A 16482-nucleotide genomic window follows, 5' to 3' on the forward strand; every position below is an offset into this window, starting at 1 on the left:
AACGACGGCGCACCGGCCACCCTCCCCCGTAACGATCCGGCGTGTTCTCGCGGATCAGATCGGCGGCGGCGCCGAGGGCCTTAGGCGGTGCGGAACCAGAGGCGGGAGCGTACGGCGAGGTCTCGCGTGGCGGCCGAGTGCACCCAGGCACGGCGCGCCGCGCGTACGCCCGCCATGTGCCGCAACCGGACGGCCAGCTTGAGCATCACGCCGGTGAGCGGCCGCGCCGTGGTCTCGGTGAAGAGCCGGCTCGCCCGGTCGCGTCCGGCCGCGACGCCCAGCGCGACCCGCGCCGGCTCGGCGGCCTTGTGCACCCGCTGCAGCATCAGCAGCTCGGTCGCCCGCTCGGGCGCCACCGGGTCGTGGCCGTACGCGGCGGCGACGTGCAGCACCATCCGGGACTGGGTCCAGGCCAGGACACCGACGTCGAGAACGGCGCCGGGCAGTCCCGACGCCCCCGACGCGGACCCGGAGATGCGGGCCAGCGTGGTGAACCGCTTGACCGCCAGCTCGGCGAGGGCGTCGCAGGTGATGCCGGGGTTGTTCACCCGGCAGCGCTCGGCCCACCGCGCGGCCTCGGGCCCGAGGCGGCGGACGGCCTCCAGCGCGAGGTGCTCGGGGGCGTACTGCGGGTCGGACTTCATCCGCGACCACAGCGTGCCGGGCGGTGCGAGTGTTTCGGTGACGGGGATGGCGGTTTCGTTCACCAGATCACTCCTGGGGGGATGTGAAGGATCCTCGCTCATTGTGGCGTGCACATGCACGTGCACGCGAGGGGTGAAGATCGGTTGTGTCCGTGCTGAGACCTAGATCGCATCTGGCAAGATCACGCACGACCGGAATGAACGGCGGGCGGCCGTTGTTATGGGCAGTTACCCCGCTTTCTGCACAGGAGGTCCTCGACGTGCTCGATCCACACGAGCTCTACGAGTTGGTCGACGACCTGCCGGCCCTGGACGAACCCGTTCTCGTCCAGGCGCTCACCGGGTTCGTCGACGCGGGCAGCGCGATCCAGCTGTTCCGCGAGACCCTGCTGGACGGCCTGGAGAGCCGCGTCGTCGCGACCTTCGACCTCGACCAGCTTCTCGACTACCGCTCCCGGCGTCCTCCGATGATCTTCGTGGAGGACCACTGGGAGAGCTACGAGCAGCCCAGCCTGGCCCTGCACCTGCTGCGCGACCAGCTCGGCACCGAGTTCTACATGCTTGCCGGCCCCGAGCCCGACCTGCAGTGGGAGCGGTTCATCGCCGCCGTCACCGGCCTGATCGAACGGCTCGGCATCAAGCTGACCGTCGGGCTCAACGCGATCCCGATGGCTGTGCCGCACACCCGCCCGGTCAGCGTCACCGCGCACGCCACCGACCAGAGCCTGCTCGGCGACCGCGAGTCGTGGCTGCAGCGGGTCCAGGTGCCGGCCAGCGTCGGCAACCTGCTGGAGTTCCGGCTCGGCCAGGCGGGCAAGAACGCGATGGGGTTCGCCGCGCACGTCCCGCACTACCTGGCCCAGACCACCTTCCCGGCGGCCGCCGAGCTGCTCGCCGACTCGGTCTCGTCGAGCACCGGCCTCGCCCTGCCGACCGGCGAGCTGCGCAAGGCGGCCGAGATCGTCCGGGCCGACGTCGACAAGCAGATCGCCGAGGACGAGCAGGCCGCCCGCCTGGTCACCTCGCTCGAGCAGCAGTACGACGCGTTCCTGCGCGGCCGCGAGAGCAACCTGCTGGCCGAGGTCGGCGACCCGCTGCCGACGGCCGATGAGCTGGGGGCCGAGCTCGAGCGGTTCCTGGCCGAGCAGTCCCGCGACGACTCCTAGCTTTTCGGGCTTTTTCCGAGCAGCCACGCGAGCACGGTCTGGATCTGCTCATCCCAGTAGCTCCAGACGTGCTCGCCCGGCCCGAACCCCGAGTCGAGCGGCACGCCGGCCGCCGCGCACGCGGCCACGAACCGCTCGTTCTGCTTCACCAGGTGGTCCTCGGTGCCGCACCGCAGCATCAGCCGCGGCAACGCGCTCTTGTCCGCCTTCTTGACCAGGTGCAGCAGATCCTCGTCGCCGCCGGCCACCGCGCGGTCGGCGAAGACCCGGGAGACCAGGGCGCGCATGTGCGGCCTCAGATCGAATTCCTGGATGTACGCGAGGTCCAGCGCGCCGGACAGGCTGGCGGCCGCGGCGAACCGGCCGGGTTCGCGCAGCGCCCACTTCAGCGCGCCGTACCCGCCCATCGACAGCCCCGCGACGTACGTGTCCGAGCGCCGGGTCGACACCCGGAAGAAGCGCTCGACCGTGGCCGGCAGCTCGGCCGACAGGAAGTCCCAGAACCGCATGCCGTGCGCCTCGTTGGCGTAGAAGCTGCGATGCACCTGCGGCATCACCACGGCCAGCCCGCGCTCGGTCGCATAGCGCTCGATCGAGGTGAACCGGGTCCAGGCCGAGTCGTCGTCGGTGAGCCCGTGCAGCAGGTAGAGCACCGGCGGCGGCCCCTCGCCCTCCTGCGGCAGCACCACCGTCATCGAGGTGTCCAACTCGAGTGTCTCGGACGAAAAGCTGACCCGGATCATCGCCATCGGCCCAGTGTGGCCCATCCCGGCGGGACCGGCCCGTTTCGTAGTGTCGCGGCGGCACTACGACGGGTTGGGAATGTCGTACCCGTCGATTAGAATGTGTGTACTAAAAGGGGCCGTGACCTGCGAGGAGATCAACGTGACCGCGCCTGTTTTGTCGGATTCCGTGCCCACGATCCCGCCGTACGCGACGATGCTCGGCTTCACCCGCTACGTGACCCGCACCGGCCCCGCGAAGGCCACGTTCGTCGGCGGTCTGCGGCGCGCCCGCGAGCGCCGGTCCGGCTTCAACCCGCACGGCCAGCTGGTGAAGGCCCTGAAGGCCGACATTGCGTTCCGCACCGGCGGGAGCTACCTCAACGGCGTGACCGACCTCGTGAAAGACCGATGGAAGCCGCTGTACGAGGCGGTCAGCGCCGGCGCCCTGACCTATCTCGCCTCGCTGGGCGACCCCGAGCAGGTCAGCCTCGCCCAGACCCGCGACGCCCTGGCCTCGGTCGGCCCGCTGGCCGTCAAAATCAACCCGCACTTCGGACTGCGCTACGAGGATGGTCGCCGCGAGGCCGTCCGCCTGCACTTCGACGAGGCGCCGCCCACCGCCGAGGCCGTGACCGCCACGTTGCACCTGATGGCCCGCCACATGGACCAGATCCTGCCCAACGCCGAGCCGGTCCTGGTCGACCTGCGCCGCGGTGTGACCCACCGCATCGACCCGGCCGCCCGGCCCGCCGACGTCGAGACCTGGCTGGCCGGCGAGGCGGCCGCGTTCACCGCCATGTGGTCGACGTCCGCGGCCTCCTAGACCACCACTCCGGCGGCGCGCCGGGCCATGCCGGCGCGCCGCCCTTCTCCGCGAGCCGCGGCCGCCCCGACCTTCGCCGCCACGAGGGGCAGGGGCGGCCGCGGCGCGCGCCTCGCCCACGTCTTGCGCCTCCGCGATGCCATCTCGGCATCCCGCCCGCGCCGCCGCTGTCGCCTCGCTCCGCACGTCAGCCTGCGCCTCTCCCCCGCTGCCCACGCCCGCGCCGCACCCACTCATCGCTGGCATAGTCAGGTTGCCGATATATATCGGAGCCAGTACAGTGCCGGCATGCAGGAACCTACTTTTCTGATCCTTGCGGCGCTGGCGGAACAGCCGCTGCATGGATATGGCGTGATCCAGTCGGTCGCCGAGCTCTCCGGCGGCGACGTGAAGTTGCGCGCCGGGACGCTCTACGGCGCACTCGATCGGCTCTCCGAGCAGGGACTCATCGAGGTCGACCGGGAGGAGGCGGTCGACGGGCGGTTGCGGCGGTACTACCGGCTGACCGACAGCGGCGCGGGGGCGCTGGCGGGCGAAGTCGATCGCCTGCGGCGGAACGCGGCGGCCGCCGAACGGCAGCTCAGCCGGCGAAGCGGTGGCGGCATCGTGCCGGGACTCTCCTTCGGCATCGCGGGCGGTGCGGCTTGAGCGGGGTCGCCTGGACCGGGGGCTCGAGCGCTCTCGAGCGGCGTTATCGGCGGCTGCTTCTGGCCTATCCGGGGCGGTACCGGCGCGGGCACGGCGCGGAGATCGTGACGACCCTGATGGAGCTGGCCGACGACGGGCAGACCCGGCCGGGGGTCTCGGACGCCTGGCATCTCGTCGCCAGCGGGATCAGGCAACGGTTCCGGCTTCCCGGGCGGCGGCCTCTCGCACTGGTGGCGGCCGTGCTGATCACGGTGATCGGCGGGGCCTTCGGGGCGGCGGCGGGGTCGTGGGTGGCGGAGCAGACCTTCACCGGCCTGCCGGGTGACGCCCGGGTGGCGGCACTGACCCGGCAGGTGGCGGACTCGGACCGGGACTTCTCCATGGTCCGGTCGACGTCGCCCTGGTGGACCGGAAACGTCCTGGGTGTCGCGGACGCGCCGGGCTGGACCCCGGAAGCGGCCCGGGCACGGCTCGCGGCCGACGGCTGGCAGGTCGGGAGCATCGAGGATCGCGACGGGGCGGCCTACGAGCAGCGGGCCGACGGGACGATGGTTCGGGTCTCGTCGCGGGGCAGCGAGTTCGAGGCCGCGCGGGACGGGCTTCGCATGCAGGTGACGGGCTATGTCTCGGCCGAGCACGGGACCGTGTCGATCATGCTGTGGCCGGGCGGCACGGGGGCGCTTCGACCGGCGATGACGGCGGGAATCGTGATCGGGCTGGTCGGCGGCTGGCTGATCGCGGCGGCCGGTGCTTATCGGGTACGCGCGCTGCCGCCCGGACGGCGCCGGGTCGCGGTGGCGCTCACCACGGCGTCGATCGCGGCGCTGGCCACACCGGCGTTCGCCTTCTGGGTGAACGTGATGCGGGTCCTGCACGCGCACGGCAGCATCGTGAACACCGTGCACAGCGCGCTCAATGCGACTCCCTACTGGTCGTACGCGACACCTTGGATGCTACTGGTGCTCACGATCGCGGGGCTGGCGCTGGCCGCGACGGCGTGGGCGGTGACGATGCGGCGGCCGTGGGCCGAGCCGGCGGTCGATCAGATCCCGACGACGCACTGACCCTGGGGATTCACCGCACCCGCCGCGCCGCAACTCATCAAGATCGCGAGGGAGGCGGCGCGGAGGGGCGGAGAGGGGCTGTGCGACGGCGGGGCAGCGCGGCCGGGGCAGCGCGACGGCGGGCAGCGAGCGCTACGCGCGGCCGTCGCCAACCCCCGGGGCGGCGCTGGCGGCGCGAGCGCCGCCAGCTGGGGGCGGTCAGGCGGCGCAGCCGACGGGCGCTGCCGGGTGGGCGGTCAGGCGGCGTTGGCGGCTCGGCGGCCGGCGGCGGTGCGGGTGGCTCGGCTCAGCGTGGCCGGTTTGCCCGCGGCGGCCAGGCCGAACGTGGGCATGTTGCCGTAGAGGGCCTCGTACGTGCCGTCGCGGACCACGTATGTCTCGTGCCAGACGCCGACGTCGCCGCTGTCGCCCACGGCCTGGTTCCAGCGCTTCCACGCGGGGCGGTGCGGCAGCCGCGCGTCCTTGGCGAAATCCTCCAGGTGCTCGACCGATCGCCAATACTGCACCAGGATCGGGCCGCGCGGGCCGACCCACGTGGTGAAGTGCAGCAGGCCCAGCTCCTTGCGGCGCATCAGCTCGCGCAGCATCGGGCCCATCGCGCGGGCGACGGGCACCCACTTGTGCAGCTTCCACCACTTGTTCACGCGCATGCCGATCAGGAAGACGACGAAGTCGCCCTCGAGCTCGGCGGTGGTGTAGCCGGGAACGACCTTTGCCATCTCTGACTCCCCCGATCATAGATACCAGTACTATCCGCTTTCGATAGTTACACTATCCACTCGAAGGGCGGTGATCGCAAGGTGCGAATGGGTGAGCTGAGCCGGCGCAGTGGGGTGCCGATCCCGACGATCAAGTTCTATCTGCGGGAAGGACTCCTTCCGCCGGGCGTGGCCACCGCCGCCAACCAGGCCGACTACGACGAGGAGCACCTGCGACGACTCGCGCTCGTCCGGGCGCTCATCGATGTCGGCGGGGTGTCGGTGGCCGGCGCGCGCGAGGTGGTCGCGGCGCTCCGGGCGTACGCCGATGATCCGTTTGAGCTTCTCGGATCGGCGCAGACGGCAGTGACCCCACGGCACCGGCTCGATCGGGAGACGCCGCAGTGGCGAGCCGCTCGCGAGCGCGTCGGCGCCCTGATCGCCGAGCGCGGGTGGCTCGTGCCGCCGGAGAGCCCGCAGATCGACCTGGTCGCCGATGCGCTCGCCGCCGGGGAAGCGCTCGGCGTTAGTGAGTTGTTCGAGCTGCTCCACGAGTACGCGACGGCCGCCGACCAGCTGGCCGCGGTCGAGGTGCGCGCGGTGCTGGACCGGCCCGACCCGGCCGGCCGGATGGAGCTCGTCGTGCTCGGCACCGTGTTCGGCGAGGCTCTGTTCAACGCGCTGCGCATGCTCGCGCACCAGCACGAGAGCGCGCGACAGCTCGGTCTGGGTGAGAATCCGGAAATCGCTTAGGTGCAGAACGGTTGCGGACGATGACTGAGGTGTAGCTCGCAAGGGGCGAGGCGCGTCGGGGGGCGTTCCGTTATGCAGGGCATGAAGATGATCACCGCAACCACAGCAGCAGCCATGCTCGTCATGGGGACGGGGCAGCCCGCGCCGGCCGCTACCACGGCCCGGCAAATCGCCTATGTCCGATCTGGCGACATCTACGTCAGCAGCGGGGCGAAGGAGACGAGGCTGACCACCGGCGGCAACCACTCCCGGCCCCGCTGGTCGCCGGACGGCAAGCGGATCGCCTACCTCACCGGCACCCAGCTCTGGACCATGAACGCCGACGGGACCGGCCCGAAGCGGCTCACCACCCGGGCGGCCGGCGGCCCGGCCTGGTCGCCGGACGGCAAGTGGATCGCCTTCGCCTCGCTGTCCTGCACCGGCGGGCCGGGCGTCTACCGGGTGCCGGCGGCCAAGCCGGCGACACCCGAGGTGCTCTTGCCCCGCGACTGCCGCGGCGAGGAGCTGCCGCCCGAGCCGGCCACCACGGCCGCCCGCGCCGGGTCGCTGACCGACCGGCTGCGTACCGACGACGCGGTGGCCTGGTCCCCGGACGGCAAGAAGATCGCGTTCCGCGGCGGGGACTGCGAGTCGATCTACGACTCCTGCCTGTCGGTCGGCACGGTGGCCACCGGCGGGGAGACGACCGTCGCGGCGTACGGCGGGGGAAGTCTCGAGACGCAGGGCTTCGCCGTCGTGCCGTGCTGGCGCTCCGACGGCGCCCGCCTCTCCTGGACCGCCTACCAGCAGGGCGAGACCACCGCCGACAACCAGCCCGTCCACGTCGTCGAGCTCGACCCGGCGACGGGCGCCAAGCGTACGGTCGGCGCCGCCCAGGACCGTGAGCTGGCCTACCTGGACGCCACCCACGGGGTCGTCACCGGCCAGTACCGCGGCGGATCATGGATCACCCTGGTCGGGCTGACCGACGGGAAGCGCCAGCCGTTCCACTCCGGCTCGCAGCCGAGCGTCCGTCCCACGCGCTAAGCCGCTTCTCCCCCGCGCCGAAGGGTAAGACAGACCAGCTATGGGGGAAACGCCGATGACTGTCTCCGGCCTGGGCTTCACGCGCACCCCGCGCCTGCCCGTCACCACGCCGCACCGCGCGCCCCGCGCGGAGCGAACCGAGCGGACCGACTTCGACCACCTCACCGCCGCCGACCGCGAGCTGATCTTCCAGGCGACCGGCCGGCGGGTCGGGCGCGACTCGATGAACCCGTTCGCGGCGGCCATCGCGGCCGAGCGGGCGGCCGGCCACCTCACGACCGGGCAGCCGGTCACCGGCGTCTACCTCAAGGACCTCAATCGCCGGTACGAGCGAGCGGGCGGCCCGAACCCGCTGGCGCCGCACCTGGAGAAGGCCCTCGACTACCTCTCCCGCAGCGGCCCGAAGCGGATCGACGTCAGCGCCTAATACCCTTGAGCGGTTATGACCGAGACCGCCGAGCACCGCCCGATCCGCAGCTTCCACCCGCGCCGGGGCCGGATGAGCGCCCGCCACGCCGACGCGCACGTCGCCCTCTGGCCCCGTTTCGGCCTGACCGTTCCCGACGGCGACCGCACGCCCCTCGACCTGCCCGCTCTCTTCGGGCGGACGGCGCCGGTGGTGCTGGAGATCGGCTTCGGCATGGGCGACACCCTGGCCGCGATGGCGGCGGCCGATCCGGCGCGGGACTATCTCGGCGCCGAGGTGCACACGCCGGGTATCGCGAACCTTCTCGCGCTGGTCGGCGACCTGGACCTCCGGAACGTACGCGTGGCACGCGGCGACGCGATGGAGCTGGTGCACAAGATCGCGCCCGGCGCGCTCGACGCCGTCCACGTGTTCTTCCCCGACCCCTGGCCCAAGGCCCGCCACCACAAGCGCCGCCTGATCCGGGCCGGGAACGTGGCGCTGCTGCGGGACCGGCTGCGCCCGGGCGGGGTCCTGCACTGCGCGACCGACTGGCCGCACTACGCCGAGGCGATGGCCGAGGTGCTGGACGCCGACCCGGGGCTGGAACGGGCTGGCGCGGACCGGGCCGGGCGGCCCGAGACCAAGTTCGAGCGGCGCGGCGTCCTGGCCGGTCGGATGATCTCTGATTTGCGGTATCTGCGCCGCTTCTGACCGGGTATCTCCCGTACGCTGAAGGCCGGAGGTAGGCCATGCGGCGAAATGACCCCGGCCCGGATGCGGCCCGGGCGTGGGGCTCTCTCGCGACGGTCGAGGGCGGGGCCGGGCCCGGATTGCTCGAGCGTGGTCTGCTCACCGGCTCGGCCGAGCCGCACCGTGGCGTGCTCACCAGCGGCGCCGCCGATCAGCTCGCCGCCCTCGTCGCCCGGGCCGCGCACGCGCCGATGGGCCTCATCCACTTCGTGCAGCAGGGGCGGCTGCGGCTCTACGGCGGCTGGGGCATGTCCGGTTTCTGGGACGAGATCGCCGACGTGCCGATCGAGGAGTCGCTCGCCGCCATCGTGCGGCGCACCGACGGGCCGGTCCTGGTCACCGACCTCTCCGCCGACGACCGGGTGCCGCCCGGCCAGACCGGGGCCTATCTCGGTCAACCCGTACGCGACCGGAACGGCGCGGTTCTCGGCATCTGCTGCGCCTGCGATCGCCGGCCGCGCGAGTGGTCGGCCGACGAGGTGGCCGCGGTCGCCGAGGCGGCGCAGGTCTGCACCCTGCTGATTACCGAGCAGCTGGCCCGGCACGAGATCGACCAGCAGCGGCGCTTCCTCGACGCGGTGCTCGACAGCCTGCACGACGGGGTCACCGCCTGCGACGCCGACGGCAAGGTCGTCTTCGTGAACGAGCGGATGCGGGCCATGTGGGGCGAGGCCGGCCTGCCCGGCGAGATCCCGGCCGCTGACGGGCTCACCGACGCCGGCGGCCGGCCGCTGACCCGCGACGACCTCGGCCTGTTCCGGGCGCTGCGCGGCGATCACCTCCGCGACGAGGAGGTGATCCTGCACGGGCCGGACCGGCGGACCCGGCACTACCTGGTCGATGCGCACCCGATCACCGGGCCGGACGGGCGCACGGTCGGCGCGGTGCAGGCCGTGCAGGACGTCACCCGCCGCCGCCGGGTCGAGCGGTTCCGCACCTGTGAGCTCGCGGTCACCACGGCGCTGGCCGAGGCGCCGAGCATCGAGGCCGCCGGGCCCCGCGTGCTCGAGGCCGTGGTCGGCACGCTCGACTGGGTGCACGCCGAGCTGTGGCTGGTGGACGCGGCCGCCGGGGTGGTGCGCTCGGCGGCCCGGTGGAGCGCGCCGGGCTGGCAGGCCGGCATCGACGTGCCGGTCGACCTTCCCTTCGGGCAGGGTCTCGCGGGGCGGGCCTGGCAGGTGGGCAAGCCGCTGTGGATCCGGGACGTCGGCCAGCCGCAGAGCCTGATCTCCGAGGAGACCGCCGCGAGCTCCCGGCTGCACGCGGCGCTGGCTGTGCCCGTACGGGAAGGATTCGAGACCTTGGGGGTTCTGACGGTCTTCGCCGACACCGTCGAGGATCCCGAGGACGAGCTGCTGGCGCTGATGAGCGGGATCGCGGCGCACATCGGCCAGTTCGTCGAGCGGCGCATGGTCGACGACCTGCAACGGCAGCTGAACCGCTCGAAGAACGAGTATCTCGCGCTGATCGGGCACGAGCTGCGCACGCCGCTGACGTCGATCAGCGCGTACACCGAGCTGTTGCGCGAGGCCGACGAGGCCACCCTGCTCGCCGAGGGACCGCGCCTGCTCGAGGTCATCGACCGCAACACCAACCAGCTGCGCTACATCATCAACGAGCTCATGGAGCTCTCGGCGCTGGACGCCGGGCACGCGGACCTGCAGCTGACGCCGATGGACCTGGCCGAGGTGGTACGCGACTCGCTCGCCAAGGCGCGGGCGGCGGTGCACGGCGACGCGCTCGTCATCGACGACGACCTGCCCGACCAGCTCGTGCTCCCCGGCGACCGCAAGCGGCTGAGCCAGGTGGTCGACAACCTGCTCGGCAACGCGGTGAAGTACAGCCCCGACGGTGGCCACATCGAGGTCTCGCTCAAGGCCGCCGGGCGGGCCGCCGAGCTCGCCGTCTCCGACACCGGGCTCGGCGTCTCCACCGACGAGCGGGAGAAGATGTTCACCGGCCTCTACCGGACCAGCCGCGCGCGGGACCAGGCGATTCCCGGCACCGGCCTCGGTCTCACGCTGAGCCGGGCCGTGGTCAGCCGGCACCACGGCAGCATCGAGCTGGTCGACCACGAGGGCGCGGGCACGACGGTGCTGGTCCGGCTGCCGATGGACGCGCGCTGACCGCTTCACTCACTGCAGCGCTACGGGCACGTACGGCGCGAGCGGCCCCCAGTCGATGACAGCGGCCGGGTCGCGGCTCGCCCCGCCGAAGTCCAGGCGGGCACCCCGAACCTCCGCATCGGTGAACGCGATCTCCCCCTCGAACTTCGCATCCTTGAACGAGACGGTGCTGTTCTCGAACACCGCCTTCGTGAAAGTGACCTTGGTCTTGAACTCCGCCTCGGCGAAGGAGAGGTTCGTCCGGCGGAACTCGACCCGGTGGAAAAGGAACCAGTCGTTCGCGAACGTCGCGCCGTGGAAGCTCACGTTGCCGCCCTCGAACACCGCCCCGGTCAGCTCGCCGGAGTCGAAGTAGGCGCCCGCGAAGCGGAAGCGGTGTCCCCGCCAGGACACTCCCGACCACTCGTCGCGTAGATGGTTGCGGATCTCCCGGATGATCGACCGGCGGACCTCGGCATTGCCGCTCGGCGGCGACGAAGACGCGTAGGGCAGGCGCAGATATCCGCACAGCGTGTCGATGCACTGCTGGCGACCGCCGGGCCATTCGTCGGCGAGCTGAGCGAGGGCGGCGACGGCCCCGATCCGGACCGCACACTCGTCGTTGCCGAGCATCTCCGCCGCCTTGGCGAAGCGGTCGGAGAAGGCCTTGGTCTCCTCCCAGTAGGCGGCCACGTCCTCGTTGCGCTGCTTGCGGTAGCCGGCGGTGAGCACCACGATCGCGCCGATGCCGCCGACCACGGCCAGCACGATCTTCACGGCGTCGAGACGCTCGGCGACGGTGAGGGTGCCGGCCGACGTCGCACCCGTCGGGGCCGTGCCGGACGGGGCCGCGCCGGACGGGGCCGGCCGCGGCGGCGTGCGGGACAGGTCGGGCCGGGCCAGCATCAGCCAGACGACGACGGCAGCGACGCCCGCCGTGACCGCGGCGAGCAGCAGGACGACACCGATGTGGAGGATGAACGAGCGGGGCCGCACGCGGCTCGGCCGCTTCTCCCGGTAGACCAATCCCGACGAGGCGGCTATCCGGCGGCGAAGGGGCACAGCCGCACTTCTATCCCACCGCGGGGGCCGCGCACAAGGCGGGCTCGGGCTCGCCGGCCGGCAGCTCGCGCATCGTGCGCAGCGGTGAGAAGAGTGCCCACAGCACGCCGAGCAGGGCGCCCACGGTGGCCACCCACAGGGCCGGGCGCACGCCGATCGCGGTGCCGAGCCAGCCGCCGAGGAGGGCGCCGATCGGGCGGATGCCGTAGTTGACCGTGCGCTTGAAGCCGGCGACCACGGCGAGCTTGTGGTCGGGGGTGGCCGCCGTCTGGATCGAGCCGGCGGTGATGTCGAGCAGCATCACGCCCAGCGCCGAGACGAACTCGGCGGCGTACAGCATGGTGAGCACCGCGGTCTTCGAACCGCCGGCGAGCGGGACCAGGATCAGCGGCGCGGGGAAGACGACCAGGCCGACGATCAGCGCCGGGCCGATCCCGATGCGGCGGCTCACCGGGCCCGCGACCACCGCGCCGAGCAGGCCGCCGACCGCGCCGGCACCGATGATCAGGCCGAGCGTGCCCGGCGCCACGTGCAGGCTCGTGGTCGCGTAGAGCACGAAGAGCGCGGCGAACACGTAGTTGAACAGGTTGAGCGTCGTCGCCCCGAGCAGGATTGCCCGCAGCACCGGCGAGCGCATCACGAACCGCATCCCGGCCGCCATGCCTGCCGCCATGCCCGCGGCCTGGCCGGGCGCGACCGGCCGCTCGGCGACCCGCATGCGCCGCAGGAAGGCGGCCGACGCCAGGAACGTGAGCACATCGGCGAGCAGCGCGAACGGCGCCGTGAAGACCTGCACGAGCAGGCCGCCGACGCCGGGACCGGCCACGAAGGACATCGCCCGGCTGCCGTTGACCAGGCTGTTGGCCCGCACGTAGTCGGGCCGCGCGACCAGCGACGCGAACAGGCTGCTGTGCGCCACCTCGAACAGCACCGACAGCGTCCCGGTGCCGAACGCCACCAGGTAGAGCAGGTCGAGCGTCAGCGCGCCGGCCCACCACAGCACCGGCACCGCGACCAGCAGCACGGCCCGGCCGAGATCGGCGGCGATCATGAGGCGGCGCTTGTGCGCGCGGCGGTCGACCCAGGCGCCCGCCGGCAGCGAGAAGAACAGGTTGGGCAGCAGCGCGGCCGCCGTCAGGCAGCCCATCTCGGCCGGCCCGGCGCCGATCGCCAGGACCGCGAGCAGCGGCATGGCCAGCACCGTGACCTGGTCGCCGAGGAGCGAGACGGTCTGCGCCGACCAGTAGCGACGGAACGCCGGCCGGGCCAGGAGCGGGTCAGTCACGCGGCACCGCCATGCTGATCAGCTGGATCGGCCGCGACCCCGACGGCCGCCTCGCCGGATCGGAGTAGGGCGCCAGCAGCGCCTCGATCCGCTCGGTCAGCTCGGTCAGCTCGGCCGCCGTGACGTGCACGAGGTAGTCGTTGAACCCGGCCGCCCGGCGCCACTCGACCGGCTCGTCGCCGCGGACGGCGAGGTATTCCTGAGCCCGCTGCAGATAGCCGCCGAGCACCGCGTTGTTGAGCTGGTCGGTCGCCGCCCGCACCGCCGGGTCGTCGGAGTCGTCGGTCCACGAGGTCTGCTGGGCGGTGGCCTGCCAGGGCCGCTCCCGCCCGTCGGCCGCGGGGGCCCGCTCGACGAGGCCGTACTTCGCGAGCTGCCGCAGGTGGAACGAGCAGTTCGGCACGTTGTCGTCGAGGCGCGCCGCCGCCTGGGTGGCGGTCATCGGGCCGTCGGTGCGCAGGAGCCCGATCAGGCGCAGGCGCAGCGGGTGAGCGTAGGCCCGCATCGCCCGCGGGTCGGTCAGCTTGATCTCGCGCATACGCTAGAGATTACTTTAGAAAGATATCTCTAGCAACTGCCGCGAGGACGGCTCAGCTTTCGTCCCGCTCGGCCGAAGCGCCCACCGTGACCGAACCGCGCGACCGTTCCCGCTGGGTGACCACCGCTGTGTTCGCCGCCGCGGCCGTCGGGGCCTTCGTCCTCGCCCGGGCCCGCCGGCGTCCGGCGACACGGCCGGCAATAGAAGCGCCGTCGGCCACAGCGGCGACGCCGGCCACAACGGCGCCGCCGGTCGCCGGATCACCGACCGGAACGGCCCCTGTCGCCGGGCCGCCGGCCGGAAGGGCGACCGCCCCTCGCGGCGCAAGCTGGGCCGCCCTGCTCTCGGTGGCCGCGGTCGCCGCGGCCGGCGGGGTGGTCGCCACCGTCACGTACCAGTCCGCCCACCGTCCCGCGCCCATCGTCGCGCAAGCGGCCCGGATCGTGACGGCCCCGACGACGCCGTCGGCGGCGGTCCTGATCCCACCCGTCGACCCGTGGGCATCGCCGGCACCGCCGAGCTGGACACCCGCGCCCGGGCCGTCGAGCCCGGCGGCGGTGCCGGCCGGCGGCATCGTCCCGCGCGACGGCACCGTCGTCCTGCGGCGCGACAACGGCGACCGGATGCAGGTGTCGCTCGGGCGGATCGAGGACCCGGAGCTGTCGTCCTTCCCCGAGCTCGAGCCGGCCGCCGGCAACCGCCTGATGTCGATCCAGGTGCACGTCAGCAACACCGGCTCGACGCCGTTCCCGGACGACGTCGAGACGAGCCCTGCCTGGGTCATCGACGACCAGGGCCGGTCGTACGAGCGCAACGCCACGATGACCGCCGCGATGCAGGCGTTTCCCGCCGCTCCGCTCGAACCGGCCTGGGAGATCTCGCGGCCGATGGTGTTCGAGGTGAAGGCGTCGGCCCGGCTGATCCGCTTCCGGCTCGGCGCCTGGGCCGGCGTCAGCTCCCAGTCGCAGGACTGGGAGCTGACGTAGGACCTACCGGGCGGGATGGACCACGCCGGCCGCGCCGCCCCCGCGGCGTACCGGCTCGGCGGTCGCGATGATGCCGCCGTGCGACGTGAACTCCATGGCCGTGGCCGCACCCAGCTCGGGGGTGTCCGGGCCGAACGTGTGACCCAACGCGGTGAGCGCCGGGCCATACCGGGTGTGGAACGCGGGCTCGGCCTGGATGCCCGCCGTATTGCGCTGGGACGCGCGCGGCGCGGCCATCGCGGCCGGCAGTGGCATGCCCAGGATCAGGCGGTTGACCAGGATCTGCAGCACGGTCGTGATGATCGTGGCGCCGCCCGGCGAGCCGAGCGCCAGGAACGGCTTGCCGCCGGACAGGACGATGGTCGGCGACATCGAGCTGCGCGGCCGCTTGCCCGGGCCGGGGAGGTTGGGGTCGGGCGCGTCGCCCTGCGTACCGGTGAAGTTGAAGTCGGTGAGCTCGTTGTTGAGCAGGAAGCCCCGCCCCGGCACCACCATGGCGTTGCCACCGGTCTGCTCGATGGTGAGCGTGTACTCGACGACGTTGCCCCAGCGGTCGGCCACGGTCAGGTTGGTGGTGCTCCGGCCCTGCTCGGTCGGTCCGCCGACGGCGGCGGGCGTGCAGCCGGAAGCGGTGATGTCACCCGGTGGGACCGGCTTGGTCATCGCCGCCGACGGCGAGATCTGGCAGGCGCGCTGCCGGGCCCAGCGGTCGGAGATGAGCCGGTCGAGAATCCACTGCGGCGTGTACGCGCCGACGTAGCGCCCCCGGTCGGCGAAGGTGAGCGCGGACGCCTCGAGGTAGTGGTGGAGCACCTGGGTGACGTCGGCCCCGGACAGACGACTCTGTTCGAGGATGTTCAGCGCCTCGCCGACGGCCGTGCCGCCGCTGGACGGCGTCGACATGCCGTACACAGTGAGGTCCCGGAAGTCCGACCGGGTCGGCGCCGGCCGGCGCACCCGGTAGGAGGCGATGTCGTCCCTGGTCAACCGGCCGGGCCGGATCGGGTAGGCCCAGGTGCCGATCGGATGGGCCGAGACCGGCGGATGCTGGACGGTCCGCACGATGTCGGCGGCGATCGGGCCGCGGTAGAAGACATCGGTGCCCTTGCGGGCGATCAGCCGGTACGTGTCGGCCAGATCCGGATTCCGCAGGATCGACCCCACGGCGGGCGGCTGGCCGCCGGGCAGGTAGATGGCGCTGGTCGCGTCGAACTGACCGAACGCGGCCGCGTTGTCGGTGACCTGCTGGCGGAACGTGGCGTCGACCGGGAAGCCGCGGTCGGCCACCGCGGCGGCCGGCCGGAGCAGACGCGACAGCGGGCGGGTGCCCCAGCTGCGGGCGGCCGCCTCCCAGGTGGCCAGCGTGCCGGGCACACCGGCGGAAAGACCGCTGACCCGGGCCTCCTGGAAGTCGTACGGTTTGCCGGTCTCCGGGTTGATGAAGTAGGTGGAGGTCATCGTGGCCGGCCCGGTCTCGCGGCCGTCGATGGTGGAGACCCGGTGGCGCTTCGCGTCGTAGTAGACGAAGAAGCCGCCACCGCCGATGCCGGCCGAGAACGGCTCGGTGACGCCGAGCGTGGCGGCGGCCGCGACCGCGGCGTCGACCGCGTTGCCGCCGTGGCGCAGCACGTCGAGGCCGACCGCGGTGGCCGTGGGGTCGACCGTGGACACCGCGCCGCCGTAGCCGGTGGCGGTCGGGCCGAGCGCGGGGGTCGGCGGCGACGCCGACGCGGGTGCCGCGACGACGACCGTGGAGAGGGAAACTGCAGCAAGAACCGGCAAGATCCGCATCGATCCTCC

Annotated in this window: 17 protein-coding genes; 10 read left to right on the forward strand and 7 right to left on the reverse strand. The window is 72.6% G+C overall.

Annotation, left to right across the window (positions count from 1 at the left end):
- Positions 1–80 precede the first annotated feature (80 nt).
- A complete protein-coding gene (locus ACQP2F_RS35420) occupies positions 81–707 on the reverse strand; it encodes a hypothetical protein (RefSeq protein WP_433295299.1) in 627 nt (208 codons plus the stop codon).
- Positions 708–904: 197 nt separating this feature from the next.
- Between ACQP2F_RS35420 and ACQP2F_RS35425 the strand changes: the two genes are divergently transcribed.
- Complete coding sequence (locus ACQP2F_RS35425) at positions 905–1810, forward strand: proteasome assembly chaperone family protein (protein ID WP_433295301.1); 906 nt, start codon at positions 905–907, stop codon at positions 1808–1810.
- On the opposite strand, the gene ACQP2F_RS35430 is transcribed toward ACQP2F_RS35425, so the two are convergent.
- Complete coding sequence (locus tag ACQP2F_RS35430) at positions 1807–2559, reverse strand: alpha/beta hydrolase (protein WP_433295303.1); 753 nt, start codon at positions 2557–2559, stop codon at positions 1807–1809. The two genes, ACQP2F_RS35425 and ACQP2F_RS35430, sit on opposite strands and share 4 nt — an antisense overlap.
- A gap of 151 nt (positions 2560–2710) precedes the next feature.
- On the opposite strand from ACQP2F_RS35430, the gene ACQP2F_RS35435 reads away from it, so the two are divergent.
- The 3 genes from ACQP2F_RS35435 to ACQP2F_RS35445 all read left to right on the forward strand — a co-directional run bounded on the left by ACQP2F_RS35435 (position 2711) and on the right by ACQP2F_RS35445 (position 5070).
- The gene (locus ACQP2F_RS35435; protein WP_433307722.1) at positions 2711–3358 is read left to right on the forward strand and encodes a hypothetical protein; all 648 of its coding nucleotides are present in this window, start codon (positions 2711–2713) and stop codon (positions 3356–3358) included.
- A 288-nt stretch (positions 3359–3646) separates the two neighbouring features.
- On the forward strand, positions 3647–4006 hold the full coding sequence (locus ACQP2F_RS35440) for a PadR family transcriptional regulator (RefSeq protein WP_433295305.1): 360 nt from the start codon (positions 3647–3649) through the stop codon (positions 4004–4006).
- Positions 4003–5070, forward strand: coding sequence for a hypothetical protein (locus ACQP2F_RS35445; protein ID WP_433295307.1), 1068 nt, complete (start codon positions 4003–4005; stop codon positions 5068–5070). The genes ACQP2F_RS35440 and ACQP2F_RS35445 overlap by 4 nt, the downstream gene beginning before the upstream one ends.
- A gap of 236 nt (positions 5071–5306) precedes the next feature.
- Here the strand turns inward: ACQP2F_RS35445 and ACQP2F_RS35450 are convergent, their stop codons facing one another.
- Positions 5307–5789, reverse strand: coding sequence for a DUF4188 domain-containing protein (locus tag ACQP2F_RS35450; protein ID WP_433295309.1), 483 nt, complete (start codon positions 5787–5789; stop codon positions 5307–5309).
- A gap of 87 nt (positions 5790–5876) precedes the next feature.
- On the opposite strand from ACQP2F_RS35450, the gene ACQP2F_RS35455 reads away from it, so the two are divergent.
- The 5 genes from ACQP2F_RS35455 (at position 5877) to ACQP2F_RS35475 (ending at position 10832) form a co-directional block, all read left to right on the forward strand.
- Positions 5877–6521, forward strand: a complete 645-nt coding sequence (locus ACQP2F_RS35455) for a MerR family transcriptional regulator (protein WP_433295311.1) — start codon at positions 5877–5879, stop codon at positions 6519–6521.
- An 81-nt stretch (positions 6522–6602) separates the two neighbouring features.
- Entirely contained in the window at positions 6603–7547 is a 945-nt protein-coding gene (locus tag ACQP2F_RS35460) for a TolB family protein (protein WP_433295313.1), read from the forward strand.
- A gap of 55 nt (positions 7548–7602) precedes the next feature.
- A complete protein-coding gene (locus ACQP2F_RS35465) occupies positions 7603–7974 on the forward strand; it encodes a hypothetical protein (protein WP_433295315.1) in 372 nt (123 codons plus the stop codon).
- A gap of 15 nt (positions 7975–7989) precedes the next feature.
- Positions 7990–8667, forward strand: coding sequence for a tRNA (guanosine(46)-N7)-methyltransferase TrmB (gene trmB / locus ACQP2F_RS35470; protein ID WP_433295317.1), 678 nt, complete (start codon positions 7990–7992; stop codon positions 8665–8667).
- 38 nt (positions 8668–8705) lie between these two features.
- On the forward strand, positions 8706–10832 hold the full coding sequence (locus ACQP2F_RS35475; protein ID WP_433295319.1) for an ATP-binding protein: 2127 nt from the start codon (positions 8706–8708) through the stop codon (positions 10830–10832).
- Between the two features lie 9 nt (positions 10833–10841).
- Here the strand turns inward: ACQP2F_RS35475 and ACQP2F_RS35480 are convergent, their stop codons facing one another.
- The 3 genes from ACQP2F_RS35480 to ACQP2F_RS35490 are packed head-to-tail and all read right to left on the reverse strand — an operon-like array spanning position 10842 to position 13696.
- Positions 10842–11873, reverse strand: coding sequence for a pentapeptide repeat-containing protein (locus ACQP2F_RS35480; RefSeq protein WP_433295321.1), 1032 nt, complete (start codon positions 11871–11873; stop codon positions 10842–10844).
- Positions 11874–11883: 10 nt separating this feature from the next.
- The gene (locus ACQP2F_RS35485; RefSeq protein ID WP_433295323.1) at positions 11884–13158 is read right to left on the reverse strand and encodes an MFS transporter; all 1275 of its coding nucleotides are present in this window, start codon (positions 13156–13158) and stop codon (positions 11884–11886) included.
- Positions 13151–13696, reverse strand: coding sequence for a winged helix-turn-helix domain-containing protein (locus tag ACQP2F_RS35490; protein WP_433295325.1), 546 nt, complete (start codon positions 13694–13696; stop codon positions 13151–13153). The genes ACQP2F_RS35485 and ACQP2F_RS35490 overlap by 8 nt, the downstream gene beginning before the upstream one ends.
- Positions 13697–13782: 86 nt before the next feature.
- Here ACQP2F_RS35490 and ACQP2F_RS35495 point away from each other — a divergent pair, with 86 nt between their 5' ends.
- A complete protein-coding gene (locus ACQP2F_RS35495) occupies positions 13783–14682 on the forward strand; it encodes a hypothetical protein (RefSeq protein ID WP_433295327.1) in 900 nt (299 codons plus the stop codon).
- 3 nt (positions 14683–14685) lie between these two features.
- Here the strand turns inward: ACQP2F_RS35495 and ggt are convergent, their stop codons facing one another.
- Positions 14686–16473 carry a gamma-glutamyltransferase gene (gene ggt, locus ACQP2F_RS35500; protein ID WP_433295329.1) on the reverse strand — a complete coding sequence of 596 codons (1788 nt, stop codon included), beginning with the start codon at positions 16471–16473 and terminating at the stop codon, positions 14686–14688.
- Between the last annotated feature and the right edge of the window lie 9 nt (positions 16474–16482).

The organism is Actinoplanes sp. CA-030573 (assembly GCF_050951115.1).
Lineage (GTDB): Bacteria > Actinomycetota > Actinomycetes > Mycobacteriales > Micromonosporaceae > Actinoplanes.